The sequence below is a fragment of the Candidatus Nitrotoga sp. M5 genome (genome assembly GCF_927904885.1).
Classification (GTDB): Bacteria; Pseudomonadota; Gammaproteobacteria; order Burkholderiales; family Gallionellaceae; genus Nitrotoga.
On record NZ_CAKMNW010000010.1, the window covers coordinates 89,876 to 107,675 of the forward strand.

Annotated in this window: 17 protein-coding genes and 1 tRNA gene; all 18 read left to right on the plus strand. The window is 46.6% G+C overall.

Annotated features, from left to right (window positions below; all coding sequences use genetic code 11):
• Positions 1-420: 420 nt before the first annotated feature.
• The 18 genes from tpiA (at position 421) to MJ770_RS04340 (ending at position 17,675) form a co-directional block, all read left to right on the plus strand.
• Positions 421-1,176, plus strand: a complete 756-nt coding sequence (gene tpiA, locus MJ770_RS04255; protein WP_239250360.1) for a triose-phosphate isomerase — start codon at positions 421-423, stop codon at positions 1,174-1,176.
• A 23-nt stretch (positions 1,177-1,199) separates the two neighbouring features.
• Positions 1,200-1,550: a preprotein translocase subunit SecG gene (gene secG, locus MJ770_RS04260; protein ID WP_239250361.1), complete on the plus strand. Its 351-nt coding sequence runs from the start codon at positions 1,200-1,202 to the stop codon at positions 1,548-1,550.
• Positions 1,551-1,559: 9 nt separating this feature from the next.
• Positions 1,560-1,644: transfer RNA gene (locus MJ770_RS04265), tRNA-Leu, on the plus strand.
• 92 nt (positions 1,645-1,736) lie between these two features.
• Positions 1,737-2,093 carry an NADH-quinone oxidoreductase subunit A gene (locus tag MJ770_RS04270; RefSeq protein WP_239250362.1) on the plus strand — a complete coding sequence of 119 codons (357 nt, stop codon included), beginning with the start codon at positions 1,737-1,739 and terminating at the stop codon, positions 2,091-2,093.
• Positions 2,084-2,560, plus strand: a complete 477-nt coding sequence (locus MJ770_RS04275) for a NuoB/complex I 20 kDa subunit family protein (RefSeq protein WP_239250363.1) — start codon at positions 2,084-2,086, stop codon at positions 2,558-2,560. The genes MJ770_RS04270 and MJ770_RS04275 overlap by 10 nt, the downstream gene beginning before the upstream one ends.
• A 160-nt stretch (positions 2,561-2,720) precedes the next feature.
• Positions 2,721-3,362, plus strand: coding sequence for an NADH-quinone oxidoreductase subunit C (locus MJ770_RS04280; protein WP_239250364.1), 642 nt, complete (start codon positions 2,721-2,723; stop codon positions 3,360-3,362).
• 105 nt (positions 3,363-3,467) lie between these two features.
• Complete coding sequence (locus MJ770_RS04285; RefSeq protein WP_239250365.1) at positions 3,468-4,721, plus strand: NADH-quinone oxidoreductase subunit D; 1,254 nt, start codon at positions 3,468-3,470, stop codon at positions 4,719-4,721.
• Between the two features lie 100 nt (positions 4,722-4,821).
• The gene (nuoE, locus tag MJ770_RS04290; RefSeq protein WP_239250366.1) at positions 4,822-5,301 is read left to right on the plus strand and encodes an NADH-quinone oxidoreductase subunit NuoE; all 480 of its coding nucleotides are present in this window, start codon (positions 4,822-4,824) and stop codon (positions 5,299-5,301) included.
• Positions 5,298-6,569 (plus strand): NADH-quinone oxidoreductase subunit NuoF, encoded by a 1,272-nt coding sequence (gene nuoF, locus MJ770_RS04295; protein ID WP_239250367.1) that lies wholly within the window; start codon positions 5,298-5,300, stop codon positions 6,567-6,569. Before nuoE ends, nuoF begins: the two co-directional genes overlap by 4 nt.
• A 14-nt stretch (positions 6,570-6,583) precedes the next feature.
• On the plus strand, positions 6,584-8,941 hold the full coding sequence (gene nuoG / locus MJ770_RS04300; RefSeq protein WP_239250368.1) for an NADH-quinone oxidoreductase subunit NuoG: 2,358 nt from the start codon (positions 6,584-6,586) through the stop codon (positions 8,939-8,941).
• Positions 8,938-9,978, plus strand: a complete 1,041-nt coding sequence (gene nuoH / locus MJ770_RS04305; RefSeq protein WP_239250369.1) for an NADH-quinone oxidoreductase subunit NuoH — start codon at positions 8,938-8,940, stop codon at positions 9,976-9,978. Before nuoG ends, nuoH begins: the two co-directional genes overlap by 4 nt.
• Before the next feature lie 19 nt (positions 9,979-9,997).
• Positions 9,998-10,486 (plus strand): NADH-quinone oxidoreductase subunit NuoI, encoded by a 489-nt coding sequence (nuoI, locus tag MJ770_RS04310; RefSeq protein WP_239250370.1) that lies wholly within the window; start codon positions 9,998-10,000, stop codon positions 10,484-10,486.
• 174 nt (positions 10,487-10,660) lie between these two features.
• Entirely contained in the window at positions 10,661-11,275 is a 615-nt protein-coding gene (locus tag MJ770_RS04315; RefSeq protein WP_239250371.1) for an NADH-quinone oxidoreductase subunit J, read from the plus strand.
• A 146-nt stretch (positions 11,276-11,421) separates the two neighbouring features.
• Positions 11,422-11,733: an NADH-quinone oxidoreductase subunit NuoK gene (gene nuoK, locus MJ770_RS04320; protein WP_239234882.1), complete on the plus strand. Its 312-nt coding sequence runs from the start codon at positions 11,422-11,424 to the stop codon at positions 11,731-11,733.
• Between the two features lie 8 nt (positions 11,734-11,741).
• Complete coding sequence (nuoL, locus tag MJ770_RS04325; RefSeq protein ID WP_239250372.1) at positions 11,742-13,790, plus strand: NADH-quinone oxidoreductase subunit L; 2,049 nt, start codon at positions 11,742-11,744, stop codon at positions 13,788-13,790.
• Positions 13,791-13,820: 30 nt separating this feature from the next.
• Positions 13,821-15,305: an NADH-quinone oxidoreductase subunit M gene (locus tag MJ770_RS04330; RefSeq protein ID WP_239250373.1), complete on the plus strand. Its 1,485-nt coding sequence runs from the start codon at positions 13,821-13,823 to the stop codon at positions 15,303-15,305.
• Positions 15,306-15,327: 22 nt separating this feature from the next.
• Entirely contained in the window at positions 15,328-16,779 is a 1,452-nt protein-coding gene (nuoN, locus tag MJ770_RS04335; protein WP_239250374.1) for an NADH-quinone oxidoreductase subunit NuoN, read from the plus strand.
• A 404-nt stretch (positions 16,780-17,183) separates the two neighbouring features.
• The gene (locus MJ770_RS04340; RefSeq protein WP_239250375.1) at positions 17,184-17,675 is read left to right on the plus strand and encodes a retropepsin-like aspartic protease family protein; all 492 of its coding nucleotides are present in this window, start codon (positions 17,184-17,186) and stop codon (positions 17,673-17,675) included.
• Positions 17,676-17,800: the final 125 nt, after the last annotated feature.

The window sequence follows — 17,800 nt, forward strand, 5'->3', positions numbered from 1 at the left end:
TTTGACCAAAATAAAAGGTGCGAGTCGGAGTCGAATCAGAACTATGCGTCATGGCCCCCATGAGGTTGGAGCATGTCAAATACGGCTGTCTGAACAGATGCATTCACTGATTCTGCATTATTAGCACCCAGGATTAGCTTGGCTGACAAGATGTATTACTCGATAAGACTTGTGCAAGCCAGTTGAAAGAGAGTCTCCGTAACATTTGCGAAAAAAATACACCTCTGCTCCCTGTGTCAATCAGCACAAACAATAGGCGGAATCCTCCATTCTTATAACAGATTGACAACAAAACAGTTTATGGCTGATAGCCCAAAGAAATTTAATGCAGCACAAATGACGCGTCGGGAGTGCGATTGACCGTTTGTATTTTCACGGGTAGCATAGCCGCCTTTCGTTGTTTTGAAAGGCTCAGTTAAAATGCAACGCAAATTCATTGTCGGAAATTGGAAGATGAATGGGGCGCTGGCCAACAATGAGACTTTGTTGAAAGAAGTGGCAAATGGCGTAGCAAAAATGCCGGGGGTAGATTGCGCAGTATGTGTGCCTTTCCCGTACTTGGCACAAACGCAGTCACTGCTACATGGCACGTCCATAAAATTAGGTGCGCAGAATGTGCACCAAGCTAATAAAGGAGCCTACACTGGTGAGGTGTCGGTTTCCATGTTGAGTGACTTTAACTGCGATTACGTGATCGTTGGACATTCCGAGCGACGAAATTTGTTTGGTGAAAGTAGCCAGCTGGTAGCGGAAAAATTCGCTTCAGTTCAAAAGGCAGGGTTGCTGCCCATCATCTGTGTTGGTGAAACGTTGGAGCAGCGTGAAACCGGGATCACAGAGGCAGTAGTGACGGAACAGCTGGCTGAAGTTAGCAAGCTGCTAGGTGAGCAGTCGTTCCGTACTTCGGTCATTGCCTATGAGCCCGTCTGGGCTATAGGTACGGGTAAGACTGCCACACCAGAACAGGCACAAGAGGTACATGCTTTCATACGCAAAAATATTGCTGGTTTTGATGAGGAGTTTGGTCAAGCATTGTGTATACTTTACGGTGGTAGTGTTAATCCCACCAACGCAGCCGAACTGTTCAGCATGCCAGATATTGATGGCGGGTTAATTGGTGGTGCATCACTAGTTGCTGAAGATTTCCTGGCTATTTGCAACGCTGGGCAAAAATAAATTTCGATATTTTGGAGTAGTACGTGGAAAGTTTTGTTTGGGCTGTACATGTTTTAGCTGCGATAGTACTGGTTGGTCTTGTACTGGTGCAGCATGGCAAAGGGGCGGACATGGGCGCTGCCTTTGGCACAGGTTCAGCTGGAAGTGTTTTTGGTTCAAGCGGTTCAGCCAATTTCCTTAGTCGTAGTACGGGGGTAGCTGCGGGGATATTTTTTATTACCAGCATGTCGTTAACATATATCTACGCTAATCCAACGCAATCTCAAGGCGTAATGGATAAGCATGAGGTGTCAGAGTCGGTGCAGCCGCTAGCTACGCCCGCTTTAAAACCTGAAGACACAACTGGTACGAAGTCGCAAGAAATACCAAAATAATAAAATTATGCCGATGTGGTGAAATTGGTAGACACGCTAGCTTGAGGGGCTAGTGGCGAAAGCTGTAGCAGTTCGAGTCTGCTCATCGGCACCAAATACTCATTTCTGAGCTCTGGTTAACTAAGCTAGAAATGCATTCCGTGCGTCAAATTTGTATGACGTCAAATGTATGGGGGAGAGGCTCAGATGTTGGAAAACTATTTTCCGATCTTGTTATTCATACTCGTTGCGCTTGCGATGGGTGTAGCGCCTTTGCTGTTAGGCTGGCTAGCTGCGCCTAATCGTCCAGACAACGCAAAGCTCGCGCCTTACGAGTGTGGCTTTGGGGCATTTGAAGACGCGCGAATGAAATTCGACGTGCGTTATTATCTCGTTGCTATCCTGTTTATCTTGTTCGATCTAGAGATCGCGTTCATGTTTCCTTGGGCAGTGGTACTGAAGGAAATCGGCATGTTTGGTTACGTTTCTATGTTAGTTTTCTTGGCTATCCTCGTAGTCGGATTTATTTACGAGTGGAAAAAGGGCGCTTTGGAATGGGAATAGAAGGAGTTCTGGAAAAGGGCATCGTTACCACGTCATTGGATGTCCTAATCAATTACGCACGCACTGGTTCTTTGTGGCCAATGACTTTCGGCTTGGCATGCTGCGCGGTAGAAATGATGCAGGCAGGCGCTTCGCGTTATGATCTGGATCGCTTTGGTATAACGTTCCGCCCCAGCCCGCGCCAGTCTGACGTAATGATAGTGGCAGGTACACTGTGCAATAAAATGGCGCCAGCGCTTCGCAAGGTGTACGACCAGATGGCAGAACCACGTTGGGTAATCTCTATGGGGTCATGCGCTAATGGCGGTGGCTACTACCATTACTCCTATTCGGTTGTCCGAGGCTGCGACCGTATTGTGCCTGTAGATATATACGTACCAGGTTGCCCTCCGACAGCTGAAGCACTGTTGTATGGCATCATCCAATTGCAAAACAAAATCAAACGAACTAACACAATTGCACGTTAAGCTTATGTGTAATAGATATGATAAAAGTCACGATGCTATTGGTTCCCGTTCAAATGAGAGTCTGTTTGTCATTATGGAGTGTGCGGACAGTTCATGCTTTAGATATTCGCGAACTCAAAACACCATCGTTAATTTGATGCACACAACACTGGTGTAAAACATGGCTGCTAATTTAAACGTCTTGACTGATAAATTGAATTCGATTTTCACTAACCAAATAGTTAGTCTGGAAAATACGCTGAGCGAGCTAACCTTAGTCATTAATGCCATTGACATGTTGGAAATTTTGACGCGCTTGCGAGACGATCCTGATTTATGTTTCGAACAAATGATGGATTTGTGCGGGGTGGATTACTTTACTTATGGAAGTGACGTCTGCGAAGGCGGCGCGTATCTAAAATCCGATTTTGTTCCAGAAGCGTATCCGTCTCGATTTGCCGTGGTTTATCATCTGTTATCGATAACTCATAACGTCCGCTTACGTGTGCGCGTATTTGCTACAGACAATGACCTGCCTATACTGGGATCAGTGGTGAATATCTGGCCATGTGCCAACTGGTATGAGCGCGAGGCATTCGATTTGTATGGCATTGTGTTTACAGGTCATCCAGATTTACGTCGCCTTCTCACCGATTACGGATTTGTTGGCAACCCTTTCCGCAAAGATTTTCCATTGTCAGGTCACGTTGAAATGCGCTATGACCCAGAACAACAGCGCGTGATTTATCAACCGGTGGTGATTGAACCGCGTGAACTTGTTCCCCGTATCATTCGTGAAAACAATTACGGGGGGGTGAAATGAAAGTCAGAGCCTTGAACAACAGCGACTTGGGCACACCAATAACCACATTACCAAGAATTATGCAGACCTCTGCTTTCTTGGGCAACATGGGCGAAGGCTTTTACCATGGCTGAAATAAAAAATTACACCATGAACTTTGGGCCGCAGCACCCATCCGCACATGGCGTGTTGCGCTTGGTTCTGGAGCTAGACGGTGAAGTAATTGAGCGCGCTGATCCACATATTGGCTTGCTTCATCGCGGTACAGAGAAACTGGCTGAGCATAAGACGTATCTGCAATCGCTACCTTATATGGATCGTCTCGACTACGTGTCGATGATGTGCAACGAGCATGCCTACGTCATGGCCATCGAAAAACTGCTTGCTCTCGAAGTTCCACTGAGAGCTCAGTATATTCGGGTAATGTTCGATGAAATCACCCGAATTATGAATCATCTGCTGTGGCTTGGAGCGCATGCGCTGGATATTGGCGCAATGACCGTGTTTTTATATGCTTTCCGTGAACGCGAAGATTTGATGGATGTTTACGAGGCAGTATCGGGTGCGCGGTTGCATGCAGCGTATTACCGGCCAGGCGGAGTGTATCGAGATTTACCTGATTCTATGCCTATGTATCAGGCATCCAAGGTTCATAATGCCAAAGCTGTAAAGAAAATGAATGAGAACCGCGAAGGCTCATTACTTGACTTTATGGAAGATTTTATAACTCGCTTTCCAACCTGTGTGGATGAATACGAGACTTTACTGACCGACAACCGAATCTGGAAACAACGTACCGTCGGAATCGGTGTGGTCACCCCGGAACGCGCGCTAGCGCTGGGCTTCAGCGGCGCCATGCTACGCGGTTCCGGTATTGCTTGGGATTTGCGAAAAAAACAACCTTACGAAGTATATAACCGTTTAGATTTCGATATTCCTGTGGGAGTCGAAGGTGATTGTTATGATCGATATCTAGTGCGTGTAGAGGAGATGCGCCAGTCAAATCGTATTATCAAGCAATGTATTAGCTGGTTGCGTCAGAACCCCGGTCCAGTAATCGTAAATAATTTCAAGGTCGCACCTCCAAATCGCGAGTCGATGAAGCAAAATATGGAAGAGCTCATCCACCATTTCAAGCTGTTTACTGAAGGTATGCATATTCCATCCGGCGAGGCTTATGCGGCAGTAGAGCATCCTAAAGGTGAATTCGGTATATACATTATTTCCGATGGGGCGAACAAGCCATATCGTTTGAAAATTCGAGCTCCCGGTTTTGCACATATCGCTGCGCTGGATGAAATGGCACGTGGCCATATGATTGCTGATGTAGTGGCTATTATTGGTACGCAGGATATAGTTTTTGGTGAGGTCGACCGCTGATGAATACCACTAATTATTTTAATTTTTCCTTTCCTGTGAACGCCCCATCAAAAAGCAAAGTTCTCGCTTTTGCGACAACGGCATTTTTAGAGGTTTCTTGATGTTATCCGAGCAAGTTCGAGCAAAAACAGACCATGAGCTGAAGAAATATCCGCCCGATCGGAAGCAGTCTGCCGTAATGGCTGCGTTACGTTTCGTTCAAGATGAAAAGGGTTGGATCAGCACCGAGGATATGGCCGATGTTGCATCCTATCTCTGCATGCCACAGATAAGTGTATACGAGGTAGCGACTTTTTATAACATGTATAACCTCAAGCCTATGGGGCGGCACACGCTTACGGTATGTACCAATCTGTCTTGCCAATTGGTGGGAGCTACTGAAACATTGAATTATATTAAGAGTAAGCTCGATATCGAAGTTGGCGAAGTAACAGCTGACGGTAAATTTGGTCTGCTCGAAGGCGAATGTCAGAACGTCTGTGATGAGGCGCCACTATTTATGATCAACAACAAAAAGACATGCGGAAATCTCACCAAAGAAAAAATCGATCAAATCTTGGCGGAATTGGATAAAGAATGAGCACTTCCATTCTTCTTGGTACTATGCATTTCGACCAGCCATGGACTCTGGAAAATTACCTCAAAGTGGGTGGCTATCAAGCGCTGCGCAAAATATTGACGGAAAAGATGACGTCCGAGGCTATCATCGCCGAAGTCAAGAGTTCCGGCTTGCGCGGTCGCGGAGGCGCCGGTTTCCCTACTGGCCTGAAATGGAGCTTTATGCCGCGCAACTACCAGGGAGATAAATATCTGGTGTGCAATTCTGATGAAGGTGAACCGGGCACCTTCAAGGACAGAGATATTATGCGTTTCAACCCGCACATTCTCATAGAAGGCATGGCTATCGCTGCCTATGCTATGGGAATTAAGGTAGGTTACAACTATGTGCATGGCGAGATTTTTGAGGCCTATGAACGCATGGAAGCGGCTGGTGAGGAAGCGCGTGCAATGGGCTATATGGGTAACAATATACTCGGCAGCGACTTCAATTTCGAGCTGCATAATCATCTGGGCTATGGTGCCTACATTTGTGGCGAAGAAACTGCATTGCTGGAATCAATCGAAGGAAAAAAAGGTCAGCCGCGTTTCAAGCCACCATTTCCCGCAAGTTTTGGTTTATATGGCAAACCAACTAACATTAATAACACCGAGACCTTCGCCAGCATTCCTTACATAATTAATAACGGCGGGCAAAACTTCCTGGAACTGGGCAGACCAAATAATGGTGGAATTAAATTATTTTCCATTTCCGGCCACGTCAACAAACCTGGAAACTTTGAAGTTCCTCTTGGAACGCCGTTCAAAACATTGTTGGAAATGGCCGGTGGTATGCGCGGCGGCCGCAAACTAAAAGCCTGCATACCCGGTGGATCTTCCATGCCAGTTTTACCTGGCGAGATTATGATGGACCTTGATATGGACTATGATTCCATCGCTAAAGCAGGTTCTATGCTGGGTACCGGTGCAATTATCATCATGGATGACAATACCTGCATGGTGCGCGCACTGGAACGTTTGTCCTATTTTTATTTTGAAGAGTCATGTGGCCAATGCACGCCGTGTCGTGAAGGCACTGGCTGGTTATACCGAATCATTCACCGTATCGAAAAAGGGGAAGGGCGTCCGGAGGACTTGGATTTATTGCTTGACCTATGCGAGAACATTGCCGGTCGCACAATTTGTGCACTTGGTGAAGCAGCCGCATGGCCAGTGCAGGGCTTTCTTAAGCATTTCCGTAGCGAGTTTGAATATCACATCGAGCACAAGCGTTGCTTGGTGCACGACTGACGGTGAGGTAAGCAATGATCAACATTGAAATTGACGGCAAGCACATCAATGTGGAAAACGGATGCTCTGTAATAGAAGCGGCGCATCGGTTGGGAATTGATATCCCCCATTTTTGTTACCATAAGAAATTATCCATCGCGGCTAATTGCCGCATGTGTTTGGTGCAGATAGAAAAGGCGCCTAAGCCGCTGCCCGCTTGCGCAACACCAGCAGCCGAAGGTATGAAAGTTTTTACTGCATCCGAACAAGCTGTAAAAGCGCAAAAAGGCGTAATGGAATTCTTGCTGATCAATCATCCGCTGGATTGCCCCATATGTGATCAAGGCGGGGAATGCGAGCTACAGGATTTAGCGGTTGGCTATGGTGGTAGTGCCTCACGTTACAACGAAAAGAAACGCGTCGTATTGCAAAAAGATATCGGCCCATTAGTGGCTGCAGAAGAGATGAGCCGCTGCATTAACTGTACCCGTTGTGTGCGTTTCGGCATCGAAATTGGTGGCGCTACAGAGCTGGGACAAGCTTTTCGAGGTGAACACGCGGAAATTATGGCTTTCATGTCCGAGACAGTAGATTCTGAATTGTCTGGAAATATGATAGATCTCTGTCCAGTCGGCGCGCTCACCAGCAAACCATTCCGCTATAGTGCCCGAACATGGGAACTATCGCGTCGTAAATCTATTAGTCCGCATGACAGTCTGGGTTCCAACTTGGCGGTACAGGTTAAAAACAACCGTGTGATGCGTGTTTTGCCACTAGAGAATGAAGAAATCAATGAATGCTGGCTGTCTGATAAGGATCGTTTTAGCTACGAAGGATTGAACTCAGCTGAACGACTGACTAAACCGATGATCAAGCAGGGCGGAAAATGGCTGGAAGTAGAATGGCAAGTCGCTCTTGAATATGTAGCTAACGGTCTGCGTCAAATAACTCAAGAAGCTGGAGCAGAATACATAGGTGCGTTAGCCACACCCAACTCCACTCTTGAAGAGCTTTATTTATTGCAGAAGCTGACGCGCGGCTTGGGCAGTCATAACGTTGATTTCCGTCTGCGGCAATCTGATTTTAGTGCCGACAGCAAGCAGTCTGGCGCACCTTGGCTAGGTATGGCAGTGGCGGATATCAATCATGTTGACCGTTTCCTACTAGTGGGCAGTTTTTTGCGCAAAGACCATCCGCTAATGGCATCACGTGTGCGTCAGGCTACAAAGGACGGGGCGCAGGTAAATCTGGTACATGCTGCCGATGATGATCTGCTGATGCCAATAGCGAACAAGGAGATTGTCCTACCGACTGAGATGAGCACAGTCTTGGCGCAAGTGTTAAAGGCCTTAGCTACAGCCAAGCAAGCTACTCTGGACATTAGCGTGCAACAGATTGTGCAATCAGTAACACCGTCAGCTACCGCACAGGCTATGGCTGACAGTCTTGCCAGCGGTGAGCATGTTGCTGTTCTGCTCGGCAACTTCGCACAGCAGCATCCTCAAGCATCACAACTGCAACTGTTGGCGCAGCACATTGCCGCGCTCTGTGGAGGAAAATTTGGTTTCTTCGGCGAAGCAGCCAACAGCGTGGGCGGATATTTGGCACAAGCAGTTCCATTCTCCGGTGCTGAAGTGCAGGGTATGAATGCTTCCGCAATGCTTGACGAGCAGCGCAAGGCTTATATTCTGCTGAATGTCGAAGCGGAACTAGATATGCAGAACCCGCAGCAAGCATTAGCTGCGATGGGTGCCGCAGATATGGTTGTGGCGATGAGTGCTTATAAACACCATGCTATCAAATACGCCGATGTGTATTTACCAATAACCCCATTTACTGAAACATCAGGCACTTTTGTCAGCTCTGAAGGACGTGCGCAGAGCTTCAAAGGCACAGTTCAGCCCTTAGGCGAAGCAAGGCCAGCATGGAAAGTACTCCGCGTCTTGGGAAACATGCTTGATATACCAGGTTTTGATTACAACAACAGTGAAGCTGTTCGAGATGAAATGCTGGTCGGCACAGACCTGCCTGCCAAACTTAGCAATATCTTGCATGGCGTGTCAGCGCAAGCTGCATCTGGGGATGTCGCTGGTTTACAGCGCGTTAGCGATGTGCCGATTTATTCCAGTGACGCCATTGTCCGTCGCGCCACTTCGCTACAAAAGACTCGAGATGCCGTCACTCCATGTGCGCTGATGCATAGCGTGGAGCTACAGAAGCTCAACCTGCAATCTGGTGAAACAGTCAAATTAACACAAGGGAATGGTAGTGCGCGGCTATCTATAACCGCTGATAATAGTCTACCGCATGGTGTTGTGCGCGTGGCTGCGGGCCATGTTGTCACGGCTGAACTGGGCGCAATGTTCGGATCTATTATGGTGGAGCGCGCATGACGGAACTGCTGCAATACTTAGAGAATCTGCTTGGAGTGGCTTGGCTGCCAATCTGGACGTTGGTCAAAATTCTGGTTATCGTCGTACCCATCATGCTGACAGTAGCATACCTGACCCTGGCAGAACGCAAGGTGATCGGCTACATGCAGGTGAGAATCGGTCCTAACCGGGTCGGTTATTTTGGACTGCTGCAACCGCTTGCTGATGGTCTAAAGCTCCTATTCAAAGAAATCATCATTCCGTCTAAATCGAACAAATTTCTGTTCGTAATCGCGCCCGTCCTTGCACTGATACCTGCTTTGGCGGCTTGGGCAGTGATTCCCTTCTCCGAAGGCATAGTGTTGACGGACATCAATGCTGGTCTGCTCTATATCCTGGCCATGACATCACTTGGCGTCTACGGCATAATCATCGCGGGATGGGCGTCTAACTCTAAATATGCCTTTATCGGTGCATTGCGCTCAGCAGCACAGACCGTGTCCTACGAACTACCTATGGGTTTTGCTTTGGTATGCGTGCTAATGGTTTCGCAGAGCATGAATTTGGGCGACATTGTACTCGGTCAACAAAGCAGTACGGGGCTATTCGGCTGGTATTTCATTCCCTTGTTCCCGATGTTCGTGGTGTATTTTATTTCAGGTGTAGCGGAAACCAATCGTGCGCCCTTTGACATGGCTGAAGGTGAGTCTGAAATTGTGGCCGGTTTCCACGTAGAGTATTCCGGTATGACGTTTGCGCTCTTTTTCTTGGCTGAATACGCCAACATGATTTTAATTGCCATACTTACCTCAATTATGTTCCTTGGCGGTTGGCTGCCTCCATTTGACATTGCACCATTTAATTTACTACCGGGAATATTCTGGCTCCTTGCCAAAACGTCCTTTATTCTGTTTCTGTTTTTATGGTTCCGTGCCACTTTCCCACGATATCGCTATGACCAGTTGATGCGTTTAGGTTGGAAGGTCTTTATTCCTCTCACGCTGGTCTGGGTAGTGATCATTGGTGGTTGGATGCAAACTCCCTATTGGGTGTGGTAACAGCCAAGGATATAAATCAATGGAAAAAATTACAAATTTCTTTAAAACATTCTTGCTTGTGGAGTTACTGAAAGGCATGGCCTTGACCGGACGGCATTTTTTCGCGCGTAAGATAACTGTGCAATTTCCTGAAGAAAAAACGCCGCAAGGCTTTCGTTTTCGTGGCCTGCATGCGCAACGTCGCTATGCTAATGGTGAAGAACGCTGTATTGGCTGCAAATTATGCGAAGCAGTATGTCCGGCGCTGGCTATCCATATTGAAACCGAAGAGCGCGCTGATGGTACACGCCGGACTACACGTTATGACATCGATTTGGTCAAGTGTATTTTTTGCGGACTATGCGAAGAATCTTGCCCCGTGGATGCTATTGTAGAAACGCGAATTCTGGAGTACCACGGTGAGAAGCGCAGCGATTTGTACTACACCAAGCCAATGCTGCTGGCAGTGGGCGAGAAACATGAAGCGCAAATCGCCAAGGATAGAGCATCAGACGCAAAATACCGTTAAGAGCACCTATAAATATCTGTCGTTTCTGTGGGATGTGTATCCAGCTCGTTATTTAAAAATACTGCTGAAGCCTGCGTCGAATTTGTTTGTCGTCAGCAGGAATACTTATTTCGTTGACTTAATATAGGTGACCTTCATGGTACCAAACACAGTTAAAGGTTTGAGAATATGTTGATGAGTTTTGATACATTAGTTTTTTATATGTTTGCCGCGATTACCGTGTTTGCCGCGTTGCGCGTCATTACTGCATGCAACCCGGTACATGCGGTACTGTTCTTAGTATTGGCTTTTTGTAGCTCGGCTGGCATCTGGATATTACTCGAAGCAGAGTTCTTGGCAATTACCCTTGTTCTGGTATATGTCGGCGCGGTTATGGTGCTTTTTTTGTTTGTTGTAATGATGCTGGATATCAATTTAGAACGGTTACGCGTAGGTTTCTGGAGCTGGTTCCCATTTGGCGCGGCACTGGCTGCCATCATGGTTTTTCAAATGATATGGGTTCTGGGCAGCCGGCAGACGTCTGAAACTGGTGCACCAGTAATCCAACACGCTGCCGATTACAGCAACACCAAAGAACTGGGACGTTTGATTTACACTGACTATGTTTACCCATTTGAACTGGCCGCGGTGCTTCTGTTGGTGGCGATTGTAGCTGCCATCGCGCTGACGTTACGTCGTCGTAAAGATTCTAAATCACAGGAACCGAATAAGCAGGTACTGGTGAAAAAAGCAGACCGACTTCGCATTATATCGGTTGAGGGAGAAGGTAAAGAGGATAGCGCACAGTAGTGGGAGAAATAGACCTCTGCATAATCGCTGCAGAGGCATGAGTCTTTTTTTTACAAAGGGTTGTGTTGAATTTAACCGCCTTGGATGCCTGATAGTCCGTGTACGGCATCTGCCATGCTTACATGAAGCTTCAATAAGGAAAGCATATGTTGAACTTGAATTTGTCACATTATTTAGTGTTTGGAGCGATCTTGTTTGCCATTGGCGTGGTGGGCATTTTTCTGAACCGCAAGAATATAATTGTTCTATTGATGTCCATTGAATTGATGCTGCTTGCGGTAAACACAAATTTTATCGCCTTTTCACATTATCTGAATGATATATCCGGGCAAATATTCGTGTTCTTTATCCTCACAGTGGCTGCCGCTGAATCGGCTATCGGTCTAGCGATTCTGATAGTGTTATTTCGTAATCTGCGTACCATTAACGTGGATGATCTCGGCAGCTTGAAAGGTTAACAACGCAAATGAGTACTATGGAAAATCTGTATTTGCTGGTTCCTATGGCTCCTCTGGTTGGCGCGATAATTGCCGGATTGTTTGGCAAGCTACTGGGTCGAACATGGACGCATCGCACTACCATCCTGCTGGTGGCTACATCTTTCGTTGCCTCACTGGTAATTTTTCAAGATGTCATGGCCGGTCATACATTCAACGGAACAGTTTATCAATGGATGACCTCGGGTGATACTCGATTCGAAATTGGTTTTCTGATTGACCGTCTGAGCGTGATGATGATGCTGGTCGTGACTTTCGTGTCTCTGATGGTACATATCTATACTATAGGTTACATGTCAGAAGACGCTGGTTATCAACGCTTCTTCAGTTATATATCGTTATTTACTTTCTCCATGCTGATGCTGGTGATGGCCAACAATTTCCTCCAGCTGTTTTTTGGCTGGGAAGCGGTGGGCTTGGTATCCTATTTGTTGATTGGCTTTTGGTACACGCGCCCTACTGCGACATACGCAAACCTTAAAGCTTTCTTAGTTAACCGTGTTGGGGATTTCGGTTTTTTACTCGGTATTGGATTAGTGCTGATGGTGTTTGGCACATTAGATTATGCTGCAGTGTTTGCCAGTTCGCACCTCTTCGTCAACGACATAGCCCCAATCCCCGGTGTGTCATGGAATGTAATTACCGCTATCTGCATCCTGTTGTTCATTGGCGCAATGGGTAAATCGGCGCAGTTCCCCCTGCACGTTTGGCTACCTGACTCGATGGAGGGTCCAACCCCGATTTCCGCACTAATCCACGCTGCGACTATGGTAACCGCCGGCATATTTATGGTGGCGCGCATGTCGCCGCTGTTTGAACTATCCGATGCAGCCTTATCCTTTGTTATGGTGATAGGCGCTATTACTGCGCTATTCATGGGCTTCCTCGGCATTATCCAGAACGATATCAAGAGAGTGGTTGCCTATTCCACGCTTTCACAATTAGGCTATATGACAGTAGCACTTGGGGCTTCTGCTTATTCAGTGGCAATTTTCCATCTAATGACCCACGCATTTTTCAAGGCGTTGCTTTTCCTCGCCGCTGGTTCAGTGATTATCGCCATGCATCATGTTCAGGACATCCGCCAGATGGGAGGCTTGCGAAAGTATATGCCGATCACTTGGCTCACCTTTCTTATCGGTTCACTGGCGTTAATTGGTACGCCACTCCTATCCGGTTTCTATTCCAAGGACAGCATCATCGAAGCCGTAGAGTTGTCGCATCTTCCCGGATCTGGCTTTGCCTATTTTGCAGTGATGGCAGGTGTTTTCGTTACGGCCTTCTATTCGTTCCGCTTGTATTTCCTGGTGTTTCATGGCGAAGAGCATTTCGGTAAAGCTCATGCAGCTGCACATGGCTCTAAAAACACACCTCAAGACGAGCATGCTGACACTCATGACGCTCAGGATGATCACCATCATGGATTAGCTCCGGGTCAAAAGCCTCGCGAAACATCATGGGTAGTCTGGATGCCATTGGTGTTACTGGCGATCCCATCTATGGTCATTGGTTACCTTACTGTCGAACCTATGTTGTTTGGCGACTATTTCAAAGGTGCAATTTATATCAACCATGAGTTACATACTTCCATGGAAGAACTGAAGCACGAGTTTCACGGTGCTTGGGCCATGACTATGCATGGCCTCACTGCTTTACCATTCTGGCTTGCAGTAGCCGGTGTAGTGACGGCGTGGATTTTTTACCTGAAAATGCCTAGCATTCCTGAGATGATCAAGCGTAAATTTAGTTTCATCTATACAGTGCTTGACAACAAATACTATTTCGATCGTTTCAATGATTGGTTCTTTGCGTCCGGTGCACGTATGGCAAGCCGCTGTTTATGGAAATTTGGCGATATAAAGTTGATTGATGGCCTAATGGTAAACGGAACATCGCGCTTGGTCGGCATGTTCTCCAACGTGTTACGCCGTATTCAGACCGGTTACATTTACCACTATGCGTTTTACATGATTATCGGAGTATTTCTGCTGCTTTCGATACGCACGTGGTTCGAATAATACGCACAGAGAGAAACTGAAGGAATAAGCATGATTTTTGGATTTCCCCTATTAAGCGTTGCTATCTGGCTGCCCATTATTTTCGGCCTACTGGTTCTAGCCACTGGCAACGATCGCAATGCATCGTTAGCGCGGGTCATCGCGCTTATTGGATCAATCCTTGGCTTCCTGGTTACTATCCCGCTGTATGTTGGCTTCGACAAGATGACCAGTGCCATGCAGTTCGTTGAACTACGAGACTGGATTACCCACTTCAACATACGCTATCACCTCGGTGTAGACGGCATTTCGGTGTTGTTCATCATTCTTAATAGTTTCTTTACTCCACTAGTTGTGATCGCTGGCTGGAAGGTAATCGAGAAGCGCGTAGCGCAATATCTGGCTGCATTCCTCATAATGTCCGGTTTAATCAATGGCGTGTTCGCCTCGCTCGACGCGATACTGTTCTATGTATTCTGGGAAGCTATGCTGATCCCGATGTTCATCATTATTGGCATATGGGGTGGCGCTAATCGCGTTTATGCGGCGGTCAAGTTTTTTCTGTACACCTTTTTAGGTTCGGTGCTGATGCTGATTGCACTGCTATATCTGTACAACCAGTCCGGTGGCAGCTTCTCGATACTCGATTACCACCAGATGCCTATCCCAATGACGGCACAAATACTGGTATTTATAGCTTTCTTTATGGCATTCGCTGTAAAGGTACCAATGTTCCCGGTTCACACCTGGCTGCCTGATGCACACGTAGAAGCACCTACTGGCGGCTCTGTGGTGTTGGCCGCGATCATGCTGAAAGTTGGAGCGTATGGCTTTATTCGCTTCTCCATGCCTATCACGCCGGATGCCAGTCACTATCTAGCTGGAATGATGATTGCATTATCGCTAATCGCAGTGGTATATATTAGCTTGGTTGCATTAGCCCAAACCGACATGAAAAAACTTGTTGCGTATTCCTCTATTTCGCACATGGGTTTTGTTACGATGGGTTTCTTTATTTTTAATGCTTACGGTATGGAGGGCGCGCTAGTACAGATGATTTCGCATGGCTTTATATCAGGTGCGCTATTTCTCTGTATCGGTGTTTTGTACGACCGTATGCATACACGCAATATTGCCGACTATGGCGGCGTGGCCAACAAAATGCCAGTGTTCGCAGCATTCTTTATACTGTTTGCCATGGCAAATGTCGGATTACCCGGCACCAGCGGTTTTGTCGGTGAATTCATGGTGATAATGGGTGCTGTCAAAGTCAATTTCTGGTACGCCTTCGCTGCCGCTAGCATACTGATATTAGGTGCGGCCTACACATTGTGGATGGTTAAACGCGTGATCTTCGGCGCAGTTATCAACCACCATGTAGAGCAATTAACCGACATTACTTTGCGTGAGAAATTGATATTTTTTATATTAGCGCTAGCTGTGCTGTTTATGGGCCTATATCCACTTCCATTCACCGAAATTATGCACACATCCGTGAACGACTTGCTGGTACATATTGCCCGCTCAAAGTTATAAGCTATCATCAACCGAGGAATTTATGAGTTACTTGTCCACCTTATCCTCCGCCTACGCAGAAATTTTTCTGCTGGTGATGGCGAGTTCGATCCTGATCGTGGATCTGTTTGTTACTAGCCCGAACAAGACACTGACCTACATATTGGTACAACTGACGCTTCTAGGTTGCGCGTTGATTACCGTGATGACCCATGAACCAGTTGTTGTTCACCTGTTCAACAACATGTTCGTGGACGACTTAATGTCCGATGTACTCAAACTATTCAGTTACCTGACCATATCCATGGTCTTAGTGTATTCGCGCAGCTATTTGATATTGCGCGGACTCTTCACAGGTGAGTTCATGGTGCTGACATTGTTTGCCCTGCTCGGCATGATGGTGATGATTTCTGCCACTCACTTCCTTACTCTCTATATGGGACTGGAATTGCTGTCACTCAGCCTTTACGCAATGGTTGCGCTGCAACGCGATTCCGCCACTGCCACTGAAGCAGCAATGAAATACTTTATTCTAGGCGCACTTGCTTCCGGTTTACTGTTATATGGTATGTCCATGTTATATGGCGCTACTGGCACGCTTGAAGTTGCAGCAATTTCCGATGCCATCACACAAGGCGTAGAGAATAAGGCGCTACTGGTATTCGGCTTGGTATTTGTGGTAGCGGGGCTAGCTTTCAAGCTGGGTGCAGTTCCATTTCACATGTGGGTGCCAGACGTATACCATGGCGCACCAACCGCTGTAACCATGCTGATAGGCTCCGCACCCAAGTTAGCTGCATTCGCCTTCGTTATGAGAATTTTAGTGGAAGGCCTGCAGCCACTGGTGATGCACTGGTCCGGTATGCTGGTGATTCTCGCTATATTATCTATGGCTGTTGGCAATATTACCGCTATTGCGCAGACTAATCTTAAGCGCATGCTGGCTTACTCAACTATTGCGCATGTGGGATTTTTATTGCTCGGCATATTGAGTGGCGGCATTGATGGTTATAGTTCAGCAATGTTCTATGTTGTAATTTATGTATTAATGACCTTGGGTGGTTTCGGCATGATCATGCTGCTATCGCGTGAAGGTTTCGAGGCTGACAAACTCGATGACTTTAAGGGGCTCAATCAACGCAGCCCGTGGCTCGCATTCATGATGCTCATATTAATGTTTTCAATGGCAGGAGTGCCACCAACGGCCGGCTTCTATGCAAAATTTTCTGTTTTACAAGCAGTAGTGAATGCCGGCCACATTCCGCTTGCTGTAATGGCTGTAATATTTTCGTTGATAGGTGCATTTTATTACCTGCGTATCGTCAAGCTCATGTACTTTGATGCTCCAGAATCCCATGTCCCAATTGCTATCCAGCCTGACAGCGGACTGCTGATTTCTATTAACGGACTGGCGGTATTGGCCTTAGGTATTATGCCCGGCACATTGATAACAGTGTGTGCAGTGGCTATACAAAAATCATTGTTGTTGAATTAAACAAATCCTCAATATCGAGAAAACTCCCGCGTTCGGCGGGAGTTTTTGTTTGAGACTGTGTATCACGACTAATTTATTCGTTATTCCACGATTTGTCAGATGCACTAATACATCCCGTGCTTCTCTTCTCCGGATGCGCCACACCCTAATTAGAGGTCAGGTGATAGCCCAGGGTTTGCTTATCTGGTGCTTATACGATGGCAGAAATCGGGGGACCATTTCAGGGTACATTACACGACGGTAAGTCGCGCAGAACGGAAGTTTGAGGAAGACCGATAAAATTTGGTAATTTTAGGACTGCCCCCAAGTTCTTCTTACCCCTTCCGCTGGAATTTTTACTCTTTATCGCTGAATTCTAAATATTAATTCATTGAGTTACGTTAATGAACGAGAGCTAATTACTAATGAGCAACCGTATTCCTATTGGACATATTACTGCATTGATAGTGTGGATCGTTATATTTAGCGCGGTATATATGTATTTTGATGTTCATCAGGAACCTAAAGTTGTCGTAGCTATTAAAAATTTACCTTCTAGTCAGATTGTCATACCAAGATCTAAGGATGGGCATTATTATGTCCGAGGCTCAATTAATGGTCATCTCGTTGATTTTATGGTTGATACTGGTGCGAGCATTGTTTCTGTCAGCAAAAAATTTGCAAACTCCGCTAATCTGCCGAGCGGGATCCCGGCAAGTTTTTCTACAGCAGGCGGCATTGTTCAGGGGGAAATTATTTCTGACCAAATTGTTGAAGCAGGTGGACTAGCCATTAATGGGTTAAGTGTAAGTGTCGGTATTCATAGCAAAATGGCATTGCTTGGCCAGAATTTTTTGCGTAGAGTTGATGTTATACAGTCCAATGACACCATGACATTAAGTATTAGAGAGGAATAGAAGCTAGCAAGGTGATGAGAAAGCAACGGGGGTCAGAGTAAATTTAATGTGCAGTTACAGGTGAATTCAAGTGTAGTAGTTCAGACTTAATCTGACAGTAAAGTCTTGCCAAAGGGTGGGGTTAC

Bases quoted from the DNA above. Each gene is read 5' to 3' on its own strand.
- tpiA (WP_239250360.1), top strand. From the start codon at position 421: ATGCAACGCAAATTCATTGTCGGAAATTGGAAGATGAATGGGGCGCTG.
- MJ770_RS04270 (WP_239250362.1), top strand. From the start codon at position 1,737: ATGTTGGAAAACTATTTTCCGATCTTGTTATTCATACTCGTTGCGCTT.
- MJ770_RS04275 (WP_239250363.1), top strand. From the start codon at position 2,084: ATGGGAATAGAAGGAGTTCTGGAAAAGGGCATCGTTACCACGTCATTG.
- MJ770_RS04280 (WP_239250364.1), top strand. From the start codon at position 2,721: ATGGCTGCTAATTTAAACGTCTTGACTGATAAATTGAATTCGATTTTC.
- MJ770_RS04285 (WP_239250365.1), top strand. From the start codon at position 3,468: ATGGCTGAAATAAAAAATTACACCATGAACTTTGGGCCGCAGCACCCA.
- nuoE (WP_239250366.1), top strand. From the start codon at position 4,822: ATGTTATCCGAGCAAGTTCGAGCAAAAACAGACCATGAGCTGAAGAAA.
- nuoF (WP_239250367.1), top strand. From the start codon at position 5,298: ATGAGCACTTCCATTCTTCTTGGTACTATGCATTTCGACCAGCCATGG.
- nuoG (WP_239250368.1), top strand. From the start codon at position 6,584: ATGATCAACATTGAAATTGACGGCAAGCACATCAATGTGGAAAACGGA.
- nuoH (WP_239250369.1), top strand. From the start codon at position 8,938: ATGACGGAACTGCTGCAATACTTAGAGAATCTGCTTGGAGTGGCTTGG.
- nuoI (WP_239250370.1), top strand. From the start codon at position 9,998: ATGGAAAAAATTACAAATTTCTTTAAAACATTCTTGCTTGTGGAGTTA.
- MJ770_RS04315 (WP_239250371.1), top strand. From the start codon at position 10,661: ATGAGTTTTGATACATTAGTTTTTTATATGTTTGCCGCGATTACCGTG.
- nuoK (WP_239234882.1), top strand. From the start codon at position 11,422: ATGTTGAACTTGAATTTGTCACATTATTTAGTGTTTGGAGCGATCTTG.
- nuoL (WP_239250372.1), top strand. From the start codon at position 11,742: ATGAGTACTATGGAAAATCTGTATTTGCTGGTTCCTATGGCTCCTCTG.
- MJ770_RS04330 (WP_239250373.1), top strand. From the start codon at position 13,821: ATGATTTTTGGATTTCCCCTATTAAGCGTTGCTATCTGGCTGCCCATT.
- nuoN (WP_239250374.1), top strand. From the start codon at position 15,328: ATGAGTTACTTGTCCACCTTATCCTCCGCCTACGCAGAAATTTTTCTG.
- MJ770_RS04340 (WP_239250375.1), top strand. From the start codon at position 17,184: ATGAGCAACCGTATTCCTATTGGACATATTACTGCATTGATAGTGTGG.